Below are 19,644 nucleotides of genomic sequence, written 5' to 3' on the forward strand. Positions count from 1 at the left end.
GATTTTATTCTTAATATGGCGATATCCGTAGTGCTATACTGGATGGCATCCATCTCCGCGGCAAAGCGCCGGCTACCGCTCTATTTTGAAATCTCCGTTACCAGCGGGGCCGGGCGGATGACCGTGCAGTGCTTCTCGCTCACCTCTTCGCCGCGGTAGAACCAGGCCAGCGCCTGGGGGATCATATATTTCAGGAAAGTCAGGCTATGCCCCATCTCGTTGATGATCAGCCGAAAATCATAGCCGCGGTAATTGAGCGCGCTGGCCACGTCGCGGTTTGCCAGAATCCAGTCTCCGAAGATGATATCGGCGTCGTATTTGCCGACGCACATGCAGGTGCGCAGGTTTTTCCGCTCATCCGCGGTGCGGATCACCGAGGGCCAGATATTGCCGCCCCGGATATTGCCAAAGCTGGGGCTGGCCGCGATCACGTTGCCAAACAGATGGTTGGCATACCAGGCAGTTGCAAACGACGCGATGCCGCTGGAGCTGATGCCTGCGACGCTGTGCCTCATGGGGTCTGCCGCAATGGCATAGCCCTCCAGCGCCATAGGCAGGAATTCCTCTGCCACAAAGCGGGCAAACCAGTCGCTCACCGTATCGTATTCCACACTGCGGTTGGTGACGCCTTTGCTCGTCCCATAGACGGGCTCCCCAGGCCCCGGATACCCCGGCGCCAAAAACACGGCGACGGCCGGCGGGATCTTGCCGTCTGCGATCAGGTTATCCAGCAAATCCGTAACATGATCTGTTCCTTCCGGCAGAACGATCTCTCCCTCTGCCGGGATGGCCTCCAGCAGATCGCTCATGGTGCCGCGCAGTTCGCGCTCCTTTAAAACCGGCATAAAATACATCTGCCCATCCAGGAACAAGATGAGATCTGCCGGCGTTTTTCCATCGTACTGCGCCGGCGTATAAATCCAGTATTTATGCTTGACGCCCGGGTAAAAGGCAGAATCCTCCATCACGCGGCCCACGATCTTCCCGCGGGGCGTCCCCTCCCTGCGCCGGTATTCTGCCGGAAGCGGGTACAGCTCTTTGTTCCATTCCGCGCGCCCCATCGCCTGTTCATCCCGCTCCAGCCGCCCTATCATCGGATAGTCGGCCATGCAGTGAAACGCGCGGTAGCTGCTCTCGGGCATCGTAACCGTGATATATTTCTCCTCCGGCCTGCGCTCCAGGCGCTTTAACTGAAGCAAATCCGCTCTGTTTTCTCCCATTGTCCCTCTCCCTCTCTTTGGTGTTTTTTCTATTTTACTATACCCTTCCCGCGCTTCGCAAGCCCAGCCCAAGCTTCGCCGCATCTGCATGAAAAAAGAGCCGCCTGGGCAGCTCTTTTTTTCTAGATGAACTCTTCCAAATCCATCGCGCCGTCATCCTCATCCTCCACCGGGACGCGCTGGATATCCGCGCCCAGGGCGATGAGCTTATTTTCAATATGGTCGTAGCCGCGGTCGATATACTGGATATTATAGATATCCGTGATACCGTCGGCCATGAGCCCGGCGACGATGAGCGCCGCGCCTGCCCGCAGATCGCTGGCGCGCACCGGAGCGCCCGTCAGCCGCTCCACGCCTTCCACCACCGCCACCCGGTCGTCTATCGTAACTTTGGCGCCCATGCGGCGGATCTCGTTGATATGCTTAAACCGGGATTCAAAAATATTTTCCACAATCACGCTGGTTCCCTCTGCCGTGGAGAGCAGAACCGTCGCCGGCTGCTGCAAATCCGTCGGGAAGCCAGGGTAAGGATAGGTTTTGATATTGACTCTCTTGGGCCGTTTGGTGCAGCAGACGCGGATACTGTCTCCGCCTTCCTCCACCTGCACGCCCATCTCTTCCAGCTTGGCCGTCAGCGCTTCCATATGCACGGGCACGACGTTCTTCACCGTAACGTCGCCCTTGGTGGCCGCCGCCGCGATCATCAGCGTCCCCGCCTCGATCTGATCGGGAATGACGCTGTATGTACAGCCGTGCAGTTTCTCCACACCGCGGATTTTGATGGTATCCGTGCCCGCGCCCTTGATGCGCGCGCCCATGCAGTTCAAAAAGTTGGCGACGTCGACAACATGCGGCTCCTTTGCCGCATTCATAATCGTCGTATTGCCCTTTGCCTTGACGGCCGCCAGCATGATGTTGATGGTCGCCCCGACGGAGACCTGATCGAGATAAATATCGCTGCCGATGAGCTCCTCGGCATCCGCCACCAGGCAGCCGTATTCCTCGCGCATATTCGCGCCCAGCGCGGCGATCCCTTTTTTATGCAGATCGATGGGCCGCTGGCCGATGGCGCAGCCGCCGGGCAAATAGACCTTCGCGCTCAAAAAACGCCCCAAAAGCGCCCCAACCAGGTAGTAGGAGGCGCGCATCCGGCGCACCAGGTTGATGCGCACGTCGCTGGTCTTGATGCCGCTGGTGTCGATTAAAACAGAGCCATCTTCCCGGGCATCAATGCTTGCGCCCAGGCGCTTCATGATATTGAGCAGTATGGTTACATCGTCGATTCTCGGCAGATTTTCAATGATGCACGGACCTTCCGCCAGAATCGTCGCCGGAAGGATGGCCACGGCCGCATTCTTTGCGCCGCCGACGCACACGCTTCCCTCTAGGGGCTTCCCGCCCCGGATGACGAATTTCTCGTTCATTCTTTCCTCACTTCTACTAGCGCCCGAGCAGGCAAAACGCATCAGGCTCATCATACAATCAAGAACATTATAATATTCTTTTATGATAAAAGCAACTGCCCCGGCTCTGCCCTTGGCTGCGCGCCTTTTTCCTTCCCCTCTGCCCCTGCTGCCGAAATTTTTGCCGGCAGTTTCCTTTTTCCAAAAAAGAGTGTATAATTCCAGTATCATAGTATATGCAGGAGGGTGCTTTGTTGAATACTTCTGTGCAGATAGGCGATATTGTCCAAATGAAAAAAAGACACCCCTGCGGCAGCGATCTGTGGATCGTTACCCGGGTGGGCGCGGATTATAAGATCAAATGCAAGGGCTGCGGGAGAGTCGTCATGCTCCCATTTGAAGAGTTTGCCAGAAAGGTGAAGCGTGTATATCAGGATGGAGAATAGCGAAAGAAGGCGCCAAAGGAAAAATCTGAGAGCAGTAAAAGAGCTTTTAAGCTGGGTTTTCTGCATTTGCGGCGCTGTGCTGATGGCGCTGCTGCTGCGGCTGTTCGTATTCGAGATGGTGCGGGTGGACGGCCCTTCCATGCAGCCCACGCTCTATAAGGATCAGACGGTGTTCGTGGAAAAAATCTCCTCTGCCGGAGGGAAAATCGAGCGGTTTGATGTCGTCATCGTCCGGTATCCCAACCGCGAGGGGGCGTTTGTCAAGCGCGTGGTCGGCCTGCCCGGCGATACCGTCGAGATCAAAAACGACGGCCATCTCTATGTCAACGGAGAGCGGCAGGAGGAGCCCTATCTGCTCGAACAGCTCATCATTCCCGGCTTTGATGCCTATACCGTCCCGGAGGGCTGCTACTTCGTCATGGGGGATAACCGCAACAACTCCCTGGACAGCCGCTCGGCAGATGTCGGGGCGATTGCGAAAGAGGATGTCATCGGCCATGCGCTGTTCGTCGTCTGGCCGCTGAGCCAAATGAAGAAAATTTAGGCGCATCAAAAAAGCACTCCAGAGCCTGGGGTGCTTTTTTATTTCCAAAAACTGCACTACGCGCCCTGGTGCATCAGTTCCATCGTCCTGCGCGCAATACCCAGCTCCTCGTTAGCTGGGATGACATAACAGCGCACTGCGCTTCCTGGCTCCGTGATGAGAGAAATCTCGCCCTTTTTCGCCTCGCCTTTCAGCGCTACGCCAAGAAAGGCCAGCCGCTCCAGCACTTTCCCGCGCACCAGAGCGCTGTTTTCCCCGATGCCGCCCGTGAAGGCGACGGCATCCAGCCCGCCCATGATCGCCGCATAGCCCCCGATATAGCGCGCAATTTCCCGGCAATAGATCTCGATGGCCAGCCTCGCCCGCTCGCTGTGCGGCGCTGCCTGCTCAATATCGCGCAGATCCCCGCTCACGCCCGAAATGCCCAGCAGGCCTCCCCGGCTCTCCATCTGGCGCTTGACTTCCTCCAGGCTCAGCCCTTCGGCCTGCACCATGTGGAAGATGAGGAAGGGATCGATATCCCCGCTGCGGTTGGTCTGGGGAATACCCGTTTGCAGGGACATTCCAAAGCTGGTATCCACGCACTTGCCGTCTACAATTGCCGCCAGCGAGCCGCTTCCGCCCAGATGGCAGGAAACTGCCCGGTAGTGCGCGCCTTCCAGCTCGTTCAGGCAGGAGGCGATATAGCCATGGCTGGCGCCGTGATAGCCCAGGCGGCGCACGCCGTATTTTTCATACCACTCATAGGGCAGGGAATAGAGATAGGCTTCGGGCTTCATGGTCTGGTGAAAGGCCGTCTCGAATACGCCCACCCGGGGAATGCCGGGAAGTTCCTCTTCCACCGCGGCAATGGCCTGCAAATAGCAGCTGTTGTGCACGGGGGCGACCGTCATATAGTCCCGCATCCCCTGCAAAACTTCCTCCGTCAGCAAGTGCACGCCATAGTGCCCTTTGGAGAGCACGGTTTTAAAGCCAACCGCATCTATCTGCCGCCAATCTCCGATGGCGCCCAGCGCTTTGTCCGTCAGCAGGCGCAGAAAGCCGCGAATCCCCTCCCGGTAATCCCGGGTCTGCTGGGTGCGCTCCTCTGTTTTCCCTTCCGGCCCCTGATAGAAAAACCGGCCGCCTTTTGGATCTGCGATCCGCTCGATGCGGCATTCGGCCAGCACCTGCTCCTCCGGCATCTGATACAGCTTAAACTTCAGCGAGGTGCTCCCCGCATTGCAAACGAGTATTTTCATCTTGGCTCTCCTCTCACAACTCTATTTTATCCGAAAAAGCGCCCTGCCGCCAATCCCTGTTCCAAGCAAAAAGCAGGCAGCGCTGTTGCGCCGCCTGCCTTATTCTTGCGTCGATTATTCCAGGTTCAGCTCATCCGGGCGCGGGCAGGTGATCTTGCGATCCTCTTCCATATCGTCGATGATCTTCATATCAGCATCGCTGATCTCGAAATCGAAGATCTCGCTGTTCTGGATGATGCGGTTCTGGTGAACGGATTTGGGAATGACGACGACGCCATTCTGCATCTCCCAGCGCAGAACCAGCTGAGCGACGGATTTGCCGTATTTCTCTGCCAGGCTTTTGAGGATATCGCTCTCGAAGATAGCGCCCTGCGCCAGCGGAGAATATGCCTCATACTGGATGCCCTTCTCTTTGCAGTATGCCTGAAGGCTCTTCTGCTGATAGAAGGGGTGATATTCAACCTGCAAAACATGCGGAACGATATCGCTGTTTGCGATGACGTTGTCGATATACTCTGCATAGAAGTTGGAAACGCCGATCGCGCGGACTTTGCCGTCTTTATACAGCTTCTCCAGCGCATGCCAGACTTCCACATACTTCTCCTGCTTGGGCATGGGCCAGTGAATCAGGAACAAGTCGAGATAATCCGTCTGCAAATCTTTGAGCGTCTGCTCGCAGGAAGCGATTGCGTTCTCATAGGAATGCTTGGGCCCGAAGAATTTGGACGTTACGAACAGATCCTGACGGCTGACGCCGCAATCCTTGATGCCCTTGCCCGTCTGGACTTCGTTCTCGTAGCAGGCTGCCGTATCGATATGGCGATAGCCCGCCTCGACCGCCCACTTGACCGCATACTCCGCATCGTTGTTCTCTGCCTGCCAAACGCCAAGGCCCAGCCAGGGCATGAGAACACCGTTGGAAAGCTTCGTTACATCGTTGATGGATTTCAACATTTGAATTTCCTCCGTTTTCTAATTTCTTTTCTCAAAATAAAACTTGATAGCCTTATTCTATCACAACATCTTTTGAAGTACAACTATCAAACTTGAGCGCCCGGCAAAAATCCGCTATAATAGAGAAAAAATGTGGAGGTGCATTTTGATGAAAACCATCGCGACAGACAAGGCGCCTGCGGCCATCGGCCCTTATTCCCAGGCCAAAATCGCCGGCAATCTGATTTTTACTTCCGGGCAGATCCCGCTGGATGCGGCGACGGGGGAAATCTCGGGGCAGGATGTGGCCGCTCAGGCGCATTGCTCCATCCAAAATCTCGGCGCCATTCTGGAAGCCGCCGGCAGCAGCTTCGAGAAGGTCGTCAAGACGACCTGCTTTTTGGCGGATATGGCGGATTTCGCCGCGTTCAACGCCGTCTATGAGCAATATTTCACGGGCAAACCCGCCCGCTCCTGCGTGGCCGTCAAGGCACTGCCAAAAGGCGTGCTCTGCGAAGTGGAGGCCATCGCAGAAATCTAAATTTTTCAAAAATTCCCGTAAAAAAAGCTGGCGCAAAGCGCCAGCTTTTTTGTTTTCCCTAATATTCCAGGCTGCCCAGCCATCCGGCAATCTCGGCCAGCTCCTTTTTCTCCGGCAAAACTGCCGCCGCCAGATCGCCCGCCGTAAACCGCGCTCCCTGCAGCATCTGCGCCAGCTGTTCCGCCAGTTCGGTATCTAGCGCATCGCTGTAAACCTGCACCTGGCTGACGTGCGCCTGCTGGAAAGAGAGCAGAACCTGAATTTCGCCCCAATCGAAGCGGTTTTTCAGCTCCAAATCGAAGCGCGGCGCCTGGCCCAGCCGCCACTGCCAGGAGGACTGCTTCTCATAGAGCGATTCTATCTCCTGCCGGGCAGCCGCATCCAGCTCCCAGTTTTCAAACGCGCCGTATTCCTGGGCGAACCCTTTTTTCAGCGCCTCTATCATGCCCTCGCTTGTGATCTGAGCGTTGAACTCGCAGAGGTTGCAGACTCTGGAGCGCACGGAGGAGACGCCCTTGCTCCGAAGTTTTTCATCCGAGACGTTCAGATACCCCGGCAGCTTGGAGAGATCTGCCGAGAGCAGCAGCGTCCCGTGATGCTGACGGCCTTCGCCCCGCACGCAGAACGCGTTGCCCGAAAACTTCCTACCCTCGGCCAAAAGGTCGTTTCTGCCGCTGAACTCAGCAGAAATGCCCAGCTCCCGCACAGCCCGCAGGATGACGTTCATCTGCCGGGGGACGTCGTAAATATCCCGATGCGCGATGAACGAGAAGTTCACATTGCCCAGATCGTGATACACCGCGCCGCCGCCGCTGATCCGGCGCACCAGCTTGACGCCGTCTGCCTCCATGGCCTTTAAATTGCATTCGCGCCAGGCGTTCTGGTTCTTGCCGATGATCACAGCCGGCGCATTGATATAGATATGAAGCAAAATCTCGTCTTTGCCGATGTGGTTCAAAAAGTATTCATCTGCCGCAAGGTTGCGCCAGCCGTCGTTGCTTTCGCAGAGAAAAAAGTATGCCTTCATAGCTGCCTCCATTCCCTGCTATTTTACCCAATCCCTGGGCAAAGTTCAATTCTTTTTTCCCTTGAGCAGCGGGGAGATGTGCTTATAGATGAGAAACGCGATGGCCACCGAGCACATTCCCTTAAAGAAAGTGAAGGGCAGGTTGAACCAGAGCAGAGCGTCCCAGAGCGTCTGCACGCCAGGCGCAATGGCCTGATACATCCCGATGATCACTTCCATGGGCATGAACGCCGTATAGATGGGATACATGACATAGTAGTTGGAGAAAATGCTCACCACCGCCATCACCACTGCACCCAGCACTGCGCCCCAGAAGGCCGCTTTGCGCGTCTTGCGCTTCTGATAGATGAGCCCCGCCGGCAGCACGAAGCACGCGCCCAGCACGAAGTTGGAAAGCTCGCCCACGCCGCCCGTGGAGGTCGAGAGCAGGTTGACCAGGTTTTTGACCAGGCAGACTACCACGCCCGAGACCGGCCCCAGCGCATACGCCGCCAATAAAGCGGGCAGCTCGGAAAAATCCAGCTTGATAAAGCCCGGCATCACCGGGATGCTGAAATCCAAAAACATGAGCACAGACGCCAGAGCCGCCAAAATGCCCGTTACCGCAATACTGCGCACAGGAATGCGCTTTTTTGTTCCTTCCGCCAAAACCATATGTTTCCTTCCTTTCAAGATATGCGGTAAATTAAAATGCCCTGCCTGGGGCCAAAAATGGCTCGCCAAAACAGGGCGTTTTCACATATCTTCTTCCATCCGGACTATACCGTCGGCTACGGAATCGCACCGTATCAACCCCCTGTGGGGCTCGCAGGCTCTACTGCCGGTGGGGAATCGCACCCCGCCCTGAAGATCTTCTATTTACTTCCCGCTCATTATAGCGCCGCTAAAAAGCGCTGTCAAGCATCCAGCTGGGAAGTGCAGTGCGGGCAGCGCGTAGCATCCTCCGCAATCTCGCTTCTGCAGTAGGGGCAAAGCCGCGGCTGTTTTTCCTGCGCCTCTTCCTGCTCCTCCTGCCGCTCTTTTTTGCGGTGCAGGGAGTTGAGCATCTTCGTGATGCCAAAAATCACCAGCGCGACCAATAGGAAGTTGATCACTGCCGTCAGGAACGCGCCGTAATTGATGCTTGTGCCGCCCAGCGGAATTGTCAGATCCGAAAAATCCATCATACCACCGGTAATCAGCCCCAAAATCGGGTTGAGCAGATCCGAAACCAGCGAATTTACGATGGCCGTGAACGCGCCGCCGATGATCACACCAACGGCCATATCCATAACATTGCCGCGGGAGATGAAATCCTTAAATTCCCCAAATATCTTTTTCATTCGTATGCTTCCTTTCCGAAACACTCTTTTTTCTATTTTATCTGAAAATGCGCCGCCTGAAAAGCCCTGCCCGCGCGAAATTTTGCTTTGCGCCTTGGCATTTGCCCGGTTTGTTTGCTATAATGGAAGGGCACGCAAAACGAAAGGAAATTTGAGGAAAAATGAAGAAAAAGAAGAAAGGATATCTCCGAAGGTTTTTGCCATACTACGGCCATCATAAAGCGGCGTTTTTGATGGATCTGTTCTGCTGCGCCTTTACCGTCGCCGCAGAGCTGATTCTGCCGCTCATCGCGCGCTATATCACCTCTGCCGCCGGAGACGACCCCGCCGCGCTTTCGGCTTCGCTCATTATCAATATCGGCCTGTGCTATCTGGGCCTGCGGCTGCTGGATGCCCTGGCGGAATTCTATAAATCCTCCTTTGGGCATATCACCGGCGCCCAAATCGAGGCGGATATGCGCCGGGATCTCTTCGCGCATATGCAGCTGCTCTCGTATTCCTACTACGACAACACCAAAATCGGCCAGCTCATGAGCCGCATCACTTCGGATCTCAACGACGTTACCGAGTTTGCGCATCATTTCCCGGAGGAACTGCTCTCGGCTGTGCTCAAAATCGGCATTTCCTTTGCCATTCTGGCGAATACCAACCTGCCCATGACGCTGATCATCTTCTCGATTCTGCCCGTCATGCTGTTCTGCACGCTCTCCTTCCGCTTCAAAATGAAACGGGCGTTCCAGGAGACCCGGCACCATCTGGGCGAGATCAACGCGCAGGTGGAAGACAGTCTGCTGGGTATCCGGGCCGTCAAGAGCTTTGGCAACGAGCAGGTGGAATCCAAAAAATTCGGGAAAAACAACCACAGGTTTTTAAGCATCAAGCGCCGCTCCTATCTCTATATGGGCGGTTTCTCTGCCACTTCCCGCTTCTTCGACGGGCTGATGTATATCACGGTTGTGGTATCCGGCGCGTTCTTCCTCAAGGCCGGGAAAATTGACGCCGGAGATTTCACGGCTTATCTGCTGTATGTCAGCGTATTGCTCACGGCCATCCGCCGCATCATCGAGTTTATGGAGCAGTTCCAGCGGGGCATCACGGGCATCGAGCGGTTTTTTGAGGTGATGGATGTCCCGGTGGAAAACTACGACGCCCCGGATGCTCTGCCCATCTCGGATGTCAAGGGCAGTATCACCTTCCAAAACGCCGGTTTCCGGTATGCGCCGGATCAGGAATATGTGCTGAAGGATATCAATCTGGAAATCGCGGCCGGGCAGAACGTGGCCCTGGTCGGCCCTTCGGGCAGCGGCAAGACGACGCTCTGCCATCTCATCCCCCGGTTTTACGACCTGACGGAAGGCAAAATCCTGTTAGACGGCACGGATATTCAGAAAATCCAGCTGCATTCCCTGCGGGATCATATCGGAATCGTCCAGCAGGATGTCTATCTCTTCTCGGGCTCTGTCTACGACAACATCGCCTATGGCTGCCCGGGCGCCAGCCGGGAGGATATCATCCGGGCGGCCAAGCAGGCGGGCGCGCACAGCTTCATTTCGGAGCTGGAGGACGGCTACGATACCTACGTCGGCGAGCGGGGCGTCAAGCTCTCGGGCGGGCAGAAACAGCGCATCTCCATCGCCCGGGTTTTCCTGAAAAACCCGCCTATCCTGATTTTGGATGAGGCGACCTCGGCGCTGGATAACGAGAGCGAGCATATCGTGCAGCAGTCTCTGGCCGCGCTGGCCAAGGGGCGGACGACGTTTACTATCGCGCACCGGCTTTCCACCATTCAGGGCGCAGATCTGATTTTGGTGCTGACGGAAGAGGGCATCGCAGAGCAGGGCACGCACGAACAGCTCCTGCAAAAGCACGGGATTTATCACGACCTCTATTCCCTGAGCACACAGCAAAAATAGCAAAAGTGCAAAAACGCCGTCAGGAAAACCTGACGGCGTTTTCTATTTGAAAAACTCCGGCCCATGCCGCTCTGCCTCTGCTCCCTACCCCTGCGGCCGCACAGCTCCCGCGCTCCCCCGCCTCTCTATTTCAGCTTCTCGTTCATCTTCCGGATGCTGCGCCGGATGGCGAAATAGTTGCCCAGCCAGATAGCCAGAAAGATGAGCAGGTAGATGCCAAAGTAAATCAAAAAGCCCGCCAGGCTGTGCTGCATCCAGTAGAGCAGGTAGGCGGTGGGCATCATGGCCAGGCTGGTGGCAAAAAGATAGGCCGCCGTCTGCCGGGCAATGCTCCAGCGCTCTATCTCCCAGATCATCGAGCTCGCACCAAAAGCCGCGCCCAGCACCGCGCAGAGCGCCGCCTGCAAAAGCACCGCCCCCATCTCGCTGCCCATCCGCGCGGCAAGCTCCGGGGCGCAGGGCAGGTATTCCCCGCTCCCCCAGCCCAGCGACAGCAGAACCGTCATCGCATATCCAATTAAAATTCCCACGGGCATCCCAACGATGCCGCGCAATACCGCTTTTCTTTTCATGCTCCACCTCACAGCCCCAAAATCTTCTTGATTTTCGAGACATACCTTCTGGAGACATAAGTCGTCTCGCCATTTTTCATCTGCACGCAGATGGTCCCCGCAATGCTCAAATCGAAGCTCTCTGCCTCGCCCAGATTGATGATTTCCGAATTGGAGATGCGGGCAAAGCGGCGCGGATCCAGCCGTTCCTCCAGCTCGTAGAGCCGCATCCGAAGCGCATATTGCCCGCGCCGGGCAGAGGCGAATACTTTGCCGCCCTGGGCAAAGACCCGGATCAGCTCGGCTGGCTCCAAAATTTCCAGCTTGCCTTGCTTCTGCCCGGTGATCATCTGCATATCCTGCCCGGATAATTTTTTGAGCAAAGCGTCAATCTGCTCCGTCATTTCTGCCGCCATAACGACGATCCTCGGCTCGGCGCACCTGGGATCTATTTTTAACTCCACCTGCATTGCCATACCTCCCTGCCCCTATATCATAAGAAACCGCGCCCGGCTGCGCAATCACCTTTTGCTATTTGGTTTGTTTTTGCGCATACATGGTCGCTTGCAGGAATTCCCATGCCGCCCGGCGAATCCATTCTCGTCTCAATTTGTAAACTGGAAGGGAACAACCATGGCATTCGATTTTAAAAAGGAAGAGCGGGCGCTCTATCAGCCCAAAACACAGCCGGGCATCGTCGAGGTCCCCCGGATGAACTATCTCGCCGTGCGCGGCCAGGGAGACCCAAACCAGAAGGGCGGCGCATATCAGCAGGCCATCTCGCTGCTATACGGCGTGGCCTATACCATCAAAATGAGCTATAAGGGCGATCATCAAATCCCGGGATTTTTTGAATATGTCGTCCCGCCGCTGGAAGGGTTCTGGTGGCAGGAAGACGGCGCGGCCATGGATTACGGGAAAAAAGATCAGATGCACTTCATCTCCCTGATTCGCCTGCCCGCATTTGCCACGCCGCAGGAGGTCGAATGGGCCAAGGAGCAGGCGGCGAAAAAGAAAAAGATGGATTGTTCCAGCGTGGAATTTTTGAGCTATGAAGAAGGGCTGTGCGTGCAGTGTATGCATATGGGCTCTTACGACGATGAGCCGGCCACCGTCCGCGCCCTGCACGAATATGCCGCCGCAAATGGCTATGCGGTAGATATCACAGACGAGCGGTTTCACCACGAGATCTACCTGAGCGATCCCAACAAATGCGAAGTGAGCAAGCGCAAGACAGTTCTGCGGCTTCCCATCCGAAAAATAGAATAGGAGAAATCATGAACAAAATCGAACCCACTATTTTTGACGCGCTTTTGCAGCAGCTCGCGCTGGACTACGCCTGCGAGCCGTCGGATTTTCTCCGCCCAGATTGCACTGTTGTTCCCTTCCGCGCGCTGCCCGGCCGCCGGCAGTTTGGCCCGGAGCCCCCTTTTTGGCAGATGGCGACGCTGGGCAAAGGTGCCGTGCTCTGCGTGCACCCCTGCATTTTGGAGGAATGCCGGCGCATCTGCCAGGGCAAGCGGGGCATCTGGCTCTTCGAATACCCCAATCTGCGCCAGTTCGATGAGCTGCTCCGCCCACATGGGTATGCCGTCTTTGGCAGTTTTCACCACTATCTGCCCGGCGCCTGCGAGGCGGCTCCTGCGCCGCGCCCAAATACCCGCTGGTTCGAGCAGGAGGAGATCACCAAAGAGCGGTTTGGCGATGCGTTTCCCAACGCCCTGGGCTTCGACCCTGGCCGCCCGGATGTGCTGGCCGGGGCGCTCTATCAGGGAGAACAGATCGCCGCCCTGGCCGGGGCCAGCGCCGACTGCGCACAGTTCTGGCAGATCGGCATCGATGTTCTGCCAGAGTTCGAGCGCCAGGGCATGGGCAAATACCTGGTCGCACTGCTGCGCCAGGAGATCTTCCGCCGGGGCAAAATCCCCTATTACGGGACGTCCGAAGCCAATCTCGCCTCCCGGGGTATCGCCGCCGCCACAGGTTTCGTCCCTGCCTGGGCTGAAGCCGCCTGCAAAAAGGAGAAATAGGTGCGCTTTGAGCCATCCGAACCCAAACAGGCTGCAGTTTTGCGGCCTGTTTGGGTTCAGTCCAGACAATTTGGAGACCGCGCGGGCATGAGAGAAGGGCATATCCTTTTATTTGATGGATGAGATGGCCACTCCCGCCCGGGGGTTCTTTGCCCGGCGCGCACGATTCCAAGCAAAAATGCCGCACAGCATAGCGCCGCGGCATTTTTTATTTTCTGCGATTTTTGTAGTTTTTTCGCGCTGTACGGGCATATGCGCTCAACGCTGCCTGCTTACCGCCGGCCCCGCTTTTGGCCGCACCAGCCCGAAGCGCGTTTTTATCAAGAGCCGCGCCGGCCATGCCGCGCGGTTCTTTCGCGCCCAAATTTTCTCCGCATCCCGCGGATTTTCGCCATCAAAAGCGCCGCAGGGAATTACCCTGCGGCGCTCTATCTCTGGTTTGGAGCAGGATTATTCCTCCTGCCCTTCCAACACGGCCTTAATCCGGCGCACGCCAGCCGAAGAGCTCTGCTCTTTCTTAATTTTGAAGCGCCCCAGCTCGCCGGTATGCGAAGCGTGCGGGCCGCCGCAAATCTCCTTGCTCCAGCCCTCCACCGTATATACCTTGACGACATCGCCGTATTTGGATTCAAAGATGCCTGTCGCGCCCTCCTGCTTAGCCTGCTCCACGCTCATCTCCTGGCAGACGACGGGCACATCCTCGCTGATGGCCTGGTTGACAAACGCCTCCACCTGCGCCAGCTCCTCTTTGGTTACCGGGCGAGGGAAGTTGAAATCGAAGCGCAGACGCTCGGCTGTGATGTTGCTGCCGCGCTGCTGAATATCCGGAGAGAGAATCTTCTTGAGGCCGGCCAGCAGCAGGTGCGTCGCGGTATGCAGGCGCGCCGTCTGAACGCCGGTATCCGCCAGGCCGCCCTTGAAGCGCTGCTCTGCGCCCGCGTGAGAGAGCTCCTGGTGCTTTTTAAACGCCGCCTCGTATCCTTCCCGATCCACCTGGAAGCCGCGCTCAGCCGCCAGCTCCTCAGTAAACTCGATGGGGAAGCCGAAGGTGTCGTAAAGGCGGAACGCGCTCTTGCCCGGAATGACCGGCTCTTTGAGATACGTCGCCAGCTTCTCAAACTCCTTCATGCCCTGCTTGATGGTCTTCTGGAAACGCTCCTCCTCCAGGTTCAGCTCGGAGAGGATGCGCTCCCGGTTGGCCCGAAGCTCGGGATAAACCTCGCCGTACTGGCCAATCACCTGCTCTGCGATGAGATGCAGCTTGCCCTCCTCGATGCCCAGGCGGCCGGCAAAGCGGATGGCCCGGCGGATGAGGCGGCGCAGGATATAGCCCTGATCCGTGTTGGAAGGCGTGATGCCCTTTTCATCGCCCATCATGAACGTCGCACAGCGGATATGGTCGGCCACGATGCGGAACGCCCTGGTCGTCTCCTCGTCGCTGCCGTATTCCTTGCCCGAAAGCTCTGCAATTTTGGCCAGAATGCCGCTGAAGACATCCGTATCGTAGACGGATTTTTTGCCCTGCAAAATGCAGATCGTCCGATCCAGCCCCATGCCCGTATCCACGTTTTTATGCGCCAGAGGCTCGAACGTGCCGTCCTCTTTCTTGTTATACTGCATGAACACGTCGTTCCAGATCTCCAGATACTTGCCGCAGCTGCATGCCGGGCTGCAATCCGGCCCGCAGGCAGGCTTGCCCGTATCGATGAACATCTCGGTATCCGGCCCGCACGGCCCGGTTACGCCGGCCGGCCCCCACCAGTTGTGCTCTTTGGGCAGGAAGAAGATGTGATCCTCCGCCACGCCCTGCTCGCGCCAGTAGCCGAAGGATTCCTCGTCTCTGGGCGCATTTTCATCGCCGGCAAAGCAGGTAAAATACAGCTTTTCCTTGGGAATGCCCAGCCACTGCTCGCCCGTCAGAAACTCAAAGCTCCAGGAAATCGCCTCTTTTTTGAAATAATCCCCCAGCGACCAGTTGCCCAGCATCTCGAAGAACGTGCAGTGCGAAGCATCGCCGACTTCGTCAATATCGCCCGTGCGCACACATTTCTGAACGTCCGTCAGCCGCGTTCCGGCCGGGTGCTTCTCGCCCAGCAGATAGGGAACCAGCGGATGCATGCCCGCGGTGGTGAAGAGCACGGTCGGGTCGTTTTCGGGGATGAGTGACGCCGACGGGATGACGGCATGGCCCTTGCTCTTAAAAAATTCCAGATACAGCTTTCTCAGCTCATTGCTCGTTAATGTTTTCACGTTTCTTCTCCTATTTCTCCTGCGGTTCTGCCGCCAGTTTTACAATCGCGTTTGCCAGGATCTGCGTCAGATCCAAAAGCTCGCGCATCTCTAAAAATTCATTGGGGCCATGCTTGCCGTTCTCCTTGCCCACGGGCAGCGGCCCAAATGCCACAGACTGCTCAAACGCCCGGGCGTAAGTCGCCCCGGCCGTGCTCATGCACTCGGCTTTTTTGCCCGTGCAATCCTCGTAAACTTCCTTGAGCGCGGAAACCAGCTCGCTCTCCTCGGGGACATAGTGCCAGGGCTGGGCCTGAATTTGCTCAAGCTTCATCTGCTCGGCCTCGAAAGCCGCCCGCAGTTTCCGCTCAATTTCCTCTCCCTGCATACAGATGGGATAGCGGCAGTCCAGCGTCCCCCAAATTTCCCTGCCGTCGAACTTGAGCATGCCCAGGTTGAGGGTCAGCGGGCCGGTCAGCTCGTCCTCACCCGCGATGCCCAGTCGCGCGCCGTCGTATTCCGTGCCCAGATGCTTGGCCAGAGAATAGACAAACTGCTCGGCCGCGCCGTCTGCCAGCGGCAGAATATTGAGAAAGGCCACCAGGAAGCTCAGCGCATTGACGCCCAGATGCGGCCGGGCGCCATGGGCAGCTTTGCCATAGGCCGTCACACGAATATCGCCGTCCTGCCCTGAAACTTCCAGCCTCGCCTCCGCGCCCTCGGCAAAGACCTCCGCCATCTGCGCGATGAGCCGGATGGGCGCGCCGCCCAAAACGCAGCTTGCCATAGCCGGGACGACGTTGGGCCGCTCTCCGGCATCGATGCGTTTGATATAGATGGCTTTTCCCTCCTGAATGCCTGCCGGGCGGGAAAGCCGCAGTTCCAGCAAACCCTTTTCCCGGTTGACGATGGGAAACCCGCCATCCGGGGAGATGACCAGCTCCGGGTCTGGCTCATGCTGTTTGAGATAGGCAATATCGCCCCAGCCGCTTTCCTCATCGCAGCCAAAATAGATGCGCACGGTTCTCTTCAGCCGATAGCCCGCGTCCTTCACCAGCTTCAGCGCATAAAGCGCGGCGATGGCAGGGCCTTTGTCGTCTGCCGTGCCCCGGCCATAGAGCCGCTCTCCCTTAATGCAGAGCGAAAAAGGCTCGCTCTCCCAGCCGTCTCCCGGCGGGACAACATCCAGATGCGCCAAAATGCCCAGAGTCTGCGCGCCGCCGCCCGCCTGGGCATAGCCGATATGCCCTTCCAGATTTTTGGTTTCAAAGCCCATGCCCTCTGCTTTTTCCAGCATATAGCAAAGCGCATCATACGGCCCGCTTCCAAAAGGCTTGCCCGGCTCCGGCGCGCCTTTCAGGCTCTCGATGGCGACCAGCCCGCCCAAATCCGCGCACATCTGGCCTCTCACTTTTTCTACCGGAAACTGTATCATAATCCTTCCCTCTTGCGCTCCCCAAAAAGCCCGGGAAGCCATAGTTTCACATATGAAATAGTATATTATTTTGCCGGCGCGGTTGTCAACTGCTGGCGGAAACTGATTTTTTCTTTTATGTAGGAATCTGTCGCTTTGCCCCGAATAATTATAACACAGTTCTTTTAGGAGGCTAAGATGAGTTTACACGACGGGCATCGGGATAGAATGCGGGATCGCTTTTTGCAGACGGGGTTTGAAGGGATGGAGGATCATGAAGCGCTGGAGCTCATTTTATACTACTTCTTTCCCCGCATCAATACCAACACCATCGCGCACCGCCTGATTGAGACCTTCGGCTCTTTTTACGGTGTGCTCTCGGCAAACCCGCTGGATATCGAGAAAGTGGAGGGCATGGGCAGAAAATCTGCCGTGCTGCTGGGCGTCATCGCCGAGGCCGGGCGCAAATATTTTTCCGAATCCAAAAGCGCAATGCGGCTGCCCACGCTGCGCGCCGCCGCGGAATATATCTGCCCGCTCATGTATGGCCTGGCAAACGAGCGCTTCTATCTCTTCTGCCTCAATTCCAATTTCACGCTGGTGCACCGCGAGAAGGTGGGCGAAGGCAGCATCGACAGCGTGCCCGTCTATACCCGGCGCATCGCGGAGATCGCGCTTCGGCATTCGGCCTCGTATGTCATCCTATCGCATAACCACCCAGGCGGCGATCCCCGCCCCAGTAAGAAGGATATTTCCATCACTTTGGAGATCATCGGCGCGCTTCGGCCGCTGGGCATCGGCATCTGCGATCATATCATCGTCGCCGACAAGGCATACTACAGCTTTCTGGACAAGGGCAACCATATCCACACGCTGGAAAGCCGTGGCATGGCCGTCGCGGCGGAAGACAGCCTGAGCTATTTGCAGCTCATGTCTCCCGAAAAGCAGGATGAAGAGTAGCAAAAAAGAGCAGGCATCCGCCTGCTCTTTTGCACCATTTCTGGTTACTTATTGGAATGTGCCTGCTCCACGGATTCGATCATCTTCTTCACCATGTAGCCGCCAACATAGCCTGCCTCTTTAGAAGTCAGGTCGCCGTTATAGCCCTTCTTCAGGTTGACGCCCAGCTCATTGGCAATCTCGTATTTCATGTTATCCATCTTCTCGCGCGCCTGAGCCGTATCGTTTGCCAGGCGATTGCTGTTGTTGCTGCTAGCCATTGAAAGTTTACCTCCTTCTTTCAGATTTTAGGTTTTATCAGGTTATTTGCCCTGATACTGTTCAATCATTCTCTTAACCATGTAGCCGCCGACAGTGCCGTTCTCTTTCGCTGTGAGATCGCCATTGTAGCCTTCTTTCAGGTTGATGCCCTGTTCGTTTGCGATTTCGTACTTCATCTGATTGAGCCACTCTTTCGCTTCCGGAACATTAGCACGGTTGCTGGAATTTCTAGCCATGATTTTCACCTCCGTATTAGAATTTGAGAGTTCATCTCCAAACAGCTTTTCTGCTGTGTAATCTTAATTTTCCCTTGCACGGACAAAATAATCTGGTAATTTTTATAAATTTCCACCTGTTTTGCCGCATTCTATCCAATTCTGATTACAAGCGCGGTCGCTCATGCTTTTTCCGCTCAGCACCTTTTTGGCGAATTGCCAATTTCAGCTGTCGGTGCTATTATGCCCGCAAAAAGTGTTTCTATTTGCTTTTTTCGCGTCAATTTCTTCCAATTCCAGCTTTTTTCAATTCATATAAAAATGATAGAAATAAAAAAAGAAGGCAGCCGCCCCAAAGGCACGCCGCCCATCTTTTTTGAATGCCCTGGCTCATCTCTGCCGCTGCATTTCTATGCACTTCCATACCTGCCCCAGGCAAGAGTACTGCTCTGTTTGCTCCAGTCGCACCTCTCCAAACCCGCAGGCCCGATAGCACCCGATTGCCGGAGCGTTATTCTCAAATACGCCCAGCGAAACTTTTTGCACGTTTAAAACATCAAACGCATACTGCACCGCCAGGCAGACCATCTGCCTGCCATAGCCCTTGCCGCGCTTTTTGTCGTCCACGATGACGAAGCCCAGCCGCGCCTCGCTGGCATCTGCCTTGCGCGGAAAGCGCAGCGTGAAATGCCCGGCGACTTCGCCTTCGTCCAGGGCCGTCATGCAAAAAATGCCGTCTTGCTTTTTTACTTTCTCATAGTATGCGTTCATCTCCTCCGGAGCAATGGGATAGTGCTCGTATCGATCTGCGCTCCATTGCCGAAAGGCAAATTCATCCCTGAGCCATGCCAGGATGCACTGTGCATCGCCCGGCTCATATGGCCTAAGCCTCAGCATCGCTCTGCCTACTCCTGGATAAAAACCCGCTTCATGACGATATCGTCATAGGGGCGATCCGAATAATCCGTAACGGCATCCGCAATCTGATCCACCACTTCCATGCCCGAGACCACTTTGCCAAACGCCGCATACTGCCCATCCAGATAGGGCGCATCCGCGTGCATGATGAAGAACTGGCTGCCCGCAGAATCGGGAGCCTGCGCCCGGGCCATGGAGATCACGCCGCGCACATGCTTAATCGGATTTTCCACGCCGTTGGCCGCAAATTCGCCCTTGATGTGATACCCTGGGCCGCCCATGCCCGTGCCCTCCGGGCAGCCGCCCTGAATCATAAAGCCGCTGATGACCCGGTGGAAGATGAGGCCGTCGTAAAACCCTTCCCGCACCAGCTTTTCAAAGTTCTCCACTGTGATGGGCGCGGCCTTCGCGTCCAGCTCCAGCTCGATTTTCCCGCCGTTTTGCATTTCAATGACGATCATTTGTATTCTCTCCTT

Annotated in this window: 22 protein-coding genes and 1 riboswitch; of the genes, 7 read left to right on the forward strand and 15 right to left on the reverse strand. The window is 56.3% G+C overall.

Going from position 1 to position 19,644, the window contains the following annotated elements; all coding sequences use genetic code 11:
• Positions 1 to 80 precede the first annotated feature (80 nt).
• Both AALG83_05765 and AALG83_05770 read right to left on the reverse strand, forming a co-directional pair.
• Positions 81 to 1,220 carry an alpha/beta hydrolase-fold protein gene (locus AALG83_05765; GenBank protein ID MEY8382662.1) on the reverse strand — a complete coding sequence of 380 codons (1,140 nt, stop codon included), beginning with the start codon at positions 1,218 to 1,220 and terminating at the stop codon, positions 81 to 83.
• Between the two features lie 122 nt (positions 1,221 to 1,342).
• Complete coding sequence (locus AALG83_05770) at positions 1,343 to 2,644, reverse strand: UDP-N-acetylglucosamine 1-carboxyvinyltransferase (protein ID MEY8382663.1); 1,302 nt, start codon at positions 2,642 to 2,644, stop codon at positions 1,343 to 1,345.
• 215 nt (positions 2,645 to 2,859) lie between these two features.
• Here AALG83_05770 and AALG83_05775 point away from each other — a divergent pair, with 215 nt between their 5' ends.
• Together AALG83_05775 and lepB are read left to right on the forward strand one after the other, a co-directional pair.
• Positions 2,860 to 3,069 (forward strand): DUF951 domain-containing protein, encoded by a 210-nt coding sequence (locus AALG83_05775; protein ID MEY8382664.1) that lies wholly within the window; start codon positions 2,860 to 2,862, stop codon positions 3,067 to 3,069.
• Entirely contained in the window at positions 3,059 to 3,613 is a 555-nt protein-coding gene (lepB, locus tag AALG83_05780) for a signal peptidase I (protein MEY8382665.1), read from the forward strand. Before AALG83_05775 ends, lepB begins: the two co-directional genes overlap by 11 nt.
• Positions 3,614 to 3,669: 56 nt before the next feature.
• Here the strand turns inward: lepB and AALG83_05785 are convergent, their stop codons facing one another.
• Positions 3,670 to 4,854: an acetate/propionate family kinase gene (locus AALG83_05785; GenBank protein ID MEY8382666.1), complete on the reverse strand. Its 1,185-nt coding sequence runs from the start codon at positions 4,852 to 4,854 to the stop codon at positions 3,670 to 3,672.
• Positions 4,855 to 4,968: 114 nt separating this feature from the next.
• A complete protein-coding gene (locus AALG83_05790; GenBank protein ID MEY8382667.1) occupies positions 4,969 to 5,808 on the reverse strand; it encodes an aldo/keto reductase in 840 nt (279 codons plus the stop codon).
• A gap of 148 nt (positions 5,809 to 5,956) precedes the next feature.
• Between AALG83_05790 and AALG83_05795 the strand changes: the two genes are divergently transcribed.
• On the forward strand, positions 5,957 to 6,328 hold the full coding sequence (locus AALG83_05795) for a RidA family protein (protein ID MEY8382668.1): 372 nt from the start codon (positions 5,957 to 5,959) through the stop codon (positions 6,326 to 6,328).
• Between the two features lie 58 nt (positions 6,329 to 6,386).
• Here AALG83_05795 and AALG83_05800 read toward each other — a convergent pair whose 3' ends face one another.
• From AALG83_05800 to mscL, 3 genes are all read right to left on the reverse strand, one after another.
• On the reverse strand, positions 6,387 to 7,355 hold the full coding sequence (locus tag AALG83_05800) for a lipoate--protein ligase (protein MEY8382669.1): 969 nt from the start codon (positions 7,353 to 7,355) through the stop codon (positions 6,387 to 6,389).
• Between the two features lie 45 nt (positions 7,356 to 7,400).
• On the reverse strand, positions 7,401 to 8,009 hold the full coding sequence (locus AALG83_05805; GenBank protein ID MEY8382670.1) for an ECF transporter S component: 609 nt from the start codon (positions 8,007 to 8,009) through the stop codon (positions 7,401 to 7,403).
• 83 nt (positions 8,010 to 8,092) lie between these two features.
• Positions 8,093 to 8,210: riboswitch (FMN riboswitch) on the reverse strand.
• Between the two features lie 41 nt (positions 8,211 to 8,251).
• Entirely contained in the window at positions 8,252 to 8,677 is a 426-nt protein-coding gene (gene mscL, locus AALG83_05810) for a large conductance mechanosensitive channel protein MscL (protein MEY8382671.1), read from the reverse strand.
• A 161-nt stretch (positions 8,678 to 8,838) separates the two neighbouring features.
• Between mscL and AALG83_05815 the strand changes: the two genes are divergently transcribed.
• A complete protein-coding gene (locus tag AALG83_05815; protein ID MEY8382672.1) occupies positions 8,839 to 10,590 on the forward strand; it encodes an ABC transporter ATP-binding protein in 1,752 nt (583 codons plus the stop codon).
• Between the two features lie 125 nt (positions 10,591 to 10,715).
• Here the strand turns inward: AALG83_05815 and AALG83_05820 are convergent, their stop codons facing one another.
• Together AALG83_05820 and AALG83_05825 are read right to left on the reverse strand one after the other, a co-directional pair.
• Positions 10,716 to 11,162 carry a DUF3021 domain-containing protein gene (locus AALG83_05820; protein ID MEY8382673.1) on the reverse strand — a complete coding sequence of 149 codons (447 nt, stop codon included), beginning with the start codon at positions 11,160 to 11,162 and terminating at the stop codon, positions 10,716 to 10,718.
• 8 nt (positions 11,163 to 11,170) lie between these two features.
• The gene (locus AALG83_05825; protein MEY8382674.1) at positions 11,171 to 11,611 is read right to left on the reverse strand and encodes a LytTR family DNA-binding domain-containing protein; all 441 of its coding nucleotides are present in this window, start codon (positions 11,609 to 11,611) and stop codon (positions 11,171 to 11,173) included.
• 163 nt (positions 11,612 to 11,774) lie between these two features.
• Between AALG83_05825 and AALG83_05830 the strand changes: the two genes are divergently transcribed.
• Together AALG83_05830 and AALG83_05835 are read left to right on the forward strand one after the other, a co-directional pair.
• Positions 11,775 to 12,410 carry a GyrI-like domain-containing protein gene (locus AALG83_05830; protein ID MEY8382675.1) on the forward strand — a complete coding sequence of 212 codons (636 nt, stop codon included), beginning with the start codon at positions 11,775 to 11,777 and terminating at the stop codon, positions 12,408 to 12,410.
• An 8-nt stretch (positions 12,411 to 12,418) separates the two neighbouring features.
• Positions 12,419 to 13,171, forward strand: a complete 753-nt coding sequence (locus AALG83_05835) for a GNAT family N-acetyltransferase (GenBank protein ID MEY8382676.1) — start codon at positions 12,419 to 12,421, stop codon at positions 13,169 to 13,171.
• Positions 13,172 to 13,621: 450 nt separating this feature from the next.
• Here AALG83_05835 and AALG83_05840 read toward each other — a convergent pair whose 3' ends face one another.
• Both AALG83_05840 and pepV read right to left on the reverse strand, forming a co-directional pair.
• Positions 13,622 to 15,421 carry an alanine--tRNA ligase gene (locus AALG83_05840; GenBank protein ID MEY8382677.1) on the reverse strand — a complete coding sequence of 600 codons (1,800 nt, stop codon included), beginning with the start codon at positions 15,419 to 15,421 and terminating at the stop codon, positions 13,622 to 13,624.
• Between the two features lie 10 nt (positions 15,422 to 15,431).
• The gene (pepV, locus tag AALG83_05845) at positions 15,432 to 16,835 is read right to left on the reverse strand and encodes a dipeptidase PepV (GenBank protein MEY8382678.1); all 1,404 of its coding nucleotides are present in this window, start codon (positions 16,833 to 16,835) and stop codon (positions 15,432 to 15,434) included.
• A 177-nt stretch (positions 16,836 to 17,012) separates the two neighbouring features.
• Between pepV and radC the strand changes: the two genes are divergently transcribed.
• On the forward strand, positions 17,013 to 17,774 hold the full coding sequence (gene radC, locus AALG83_05850; GenBank protein MEY8382679.1) for a DNA repair protein RadC: 762 nt from the start codon (positions 17,013 to 17,015) through the stop codon (positions 17,772 to 17,774).
• A 44-nt stretch (positions 17,775 to 17,818) separates the two neighbouring features.
• On the opposite strand, the gene AALG83_05855 is transcribed toward radC, so the two are convergent.
• The 4 genes from AALG83_05855 to AALG83_05870 form a co-directional block, all read right to left on the reverse strand.
• The gene (locus AALG83_05855; GenBank protein MEY8382680.1) at positions 17,819 to 18,034 is read right to left on the reverse strand and encodes an alpha/beta-type small acid-soluble spore protein; all 216 of its coding nucleotides are present in this window, start codon (positions 18,032 to 18,034) and stop codon (positions 17,819 to 17,821) included.
• A 42-nt stretch (positions 18,035 to 18,076) separates the two neighbouring features.
• A complete protein-coding gene (locus AALG83_05860) occupies positions 18,077 to 18,271 on the reverse strand; it encodes an alpha/beta-type small acid-soluble spore protein (GenBank protein ID MEY8382681.1) in 195 nt (64 codons plus the stop codon).
• Positions 18,272 to 18,640: 369 nt separating this feature from the next.
• Positions 18,641 to 19,147: a GNAT family protein gene (locus tag AALG83_05865; protein MEY8382682.1), complete on the reverse strand. Its 507-nt coding sequence runs from the start codon at positions 19,145 to 19,147 to the stop codon at positions 18,641 to 18,643.
• Between the two features lie 8 nt (positions 19,148 to 19,155).
• Complete coding sequence (locus tag AALG83_05870) at positions 19,156 to 19,629, reverse strand: peptidylprolyl isomerase (GenBank protein ID MEY8382683.1); 474 nt, start codon at positions 19,627 to 19,629, stop codon at positions 19,156 to 19,158.
• Between the last annotated feature and the right edge of the window lie 15 nt (positions 19,630 to 19,644).

This window comes from Christensenellaceae bacterium 44-20 (genome assembly GCA_041223705.1).
Taxonomy (GTDB): Bacteria; Bacillota; Clostridia; order Christensenellales; family Christensenellaceae; genus QANA01.

Bases quoted from the DNA above. Each gene is read 5' to 3' on its own strand.
- AALG83_05765 (MEY8382662.1), bottom strand. From the start codon at position 1,220: ATGGGAGAAAACAGAGCGGATTTGCTTCAGTTAAAGCGCCTGGAGCGC.
- AALG83_05770 (MEY8382663.1), bottom strand. From the start codon at position 2,644: ATGAACGAGAAATTCGTCATCCGGGGCGGGAAGCCCCTAGAGGGAAGC.
- AALG83_05775 (MEY8382664.1), top strand. From the start codon at position 2,860: ATGCAGGAGGGTGCTTTGTTGAATACTTCTGTGCAGATAGGCGATATT.
- lepB (MEY8382665.1), top strand. From the start codon at position 3,059: ATGGAGAATAGCGAAAGAAGGCGCCAAAGGAAAAATCTGAGAGCAGTA.
- AALG83_05785 (MEY8382666.1), bottom strand. From the start codon at position 4,854: ATGAAAATACTCGTTTGCAATGCGGGGAGCACCTCGCTGAAGTTTAAG.
- AALG83_05790 (MEY8382667.1), bottom strand. From the start codon at position 5,808: ATGTTGAAATCCATCAACGATGTAACGAAGCTTTCCAACGGTGTTCTC.
- AALG83_05795 (MEY8382668.1), top strand. From the start codon at position 5,957: ATGAAAACCATCGCGACAGACAAGGCGCCTGCGGCCATCGGCCCTTAT.
- AALG83_05800 (MEY8382669.1), bottom strand. From the start codon at position 7,355: ATGAAGGCATACTTTTTTCTCTGCGAAAGCAACGACGGCTGGCGCAAC.
- AALG83_05805 (MEY8382670.1), bottom strand. From the start codon at position 8,009: ATGGTTTTGGCGGAAGGAACAAAAAAGCGCATTCCTGTGCGCAGTATT.
- mscL (MEY8382671.1), bottom strand. From the start codon at position 8,677: ATGAAAAAGATATTTGGGGAATTTAAGGATTTCATCTCCCGCGGCAAT.
- AALG83_05815 (MEY8382672.1), top strand. From the start codon at position 8,839: ATGAAGAAAAAGAAGAAAGGATATCTCCGAAGGTTTTTGCCATACTAC.
- AALG83_05820 (MEY8382673.1), bottom strand. From the start codon at position 11,162: ATGAAAAGAAAAGCGGTATTGCGCGGCATCGTTGGGATGCCCGTGGGA.
- AALG83_05825 (MEY8382674.1), bottom strand. From the start codon at position 11,611: ATGCAGGTGGAGTTAAAAATAGATCCCAGGTGCGCCGAGCCGAGGATC.
- AALG83_05830 (MEY8382675.1), top strand. From the start codon at position 11,775: ATGGCATTCGATTTTAAAAAGGAAGAGCGGGCGCTCTATCAGCCCAAA.
- AALG83_05835 (MEY8382676.1), top strand. From the start codon at position 12,419: ATGAACAAAATCGAACCCACTATTTTTGACGCGCTTTTGCAGCAGCTC.
- pepV (MEY8382678.1), bottom strand. From the start codon at position 16,835: ATGATACAGTTTCCGGTAGAAAAAGTGAGAGGCCAGATGTGCGCGGAT.
- radC (MEY8382679.1), top strand. From the start codon at position 17,013: ATGAGTTTACACGACGGGCATCGGGATAGAATGCGGGATCGCTTTTTG.
- AALG83_05855 (MEY8382680.1), bottom strand. From the start codon at position 18,034: ATGGCTAGCAGCAACAACAGCAATCGCCTGGCAAACGATACGGCTCAG.
- AALG83_05860 (MEY8382681.1), bottom strand. From the start codon at position 18,271: ATGGCTAGAAATTCCAGCAACCGTGCTAATGTTCCGGAAGCGAAAGAG.
- AALG83_05865 (MEY8382682.1), bottom strand. From the start codon at position 19,147: ATGCTGAGGCTTAGGCCATATGAGCCGGGCGATGCACAGTGCATCCTG.
- AALG83_05870 (MEY8382683.1), bottom strand. From the start codon at position 19,629: ATGATCGTCATTGAAATGCAAAACGGCGGGAAAATCGAGCTGGAGCTG.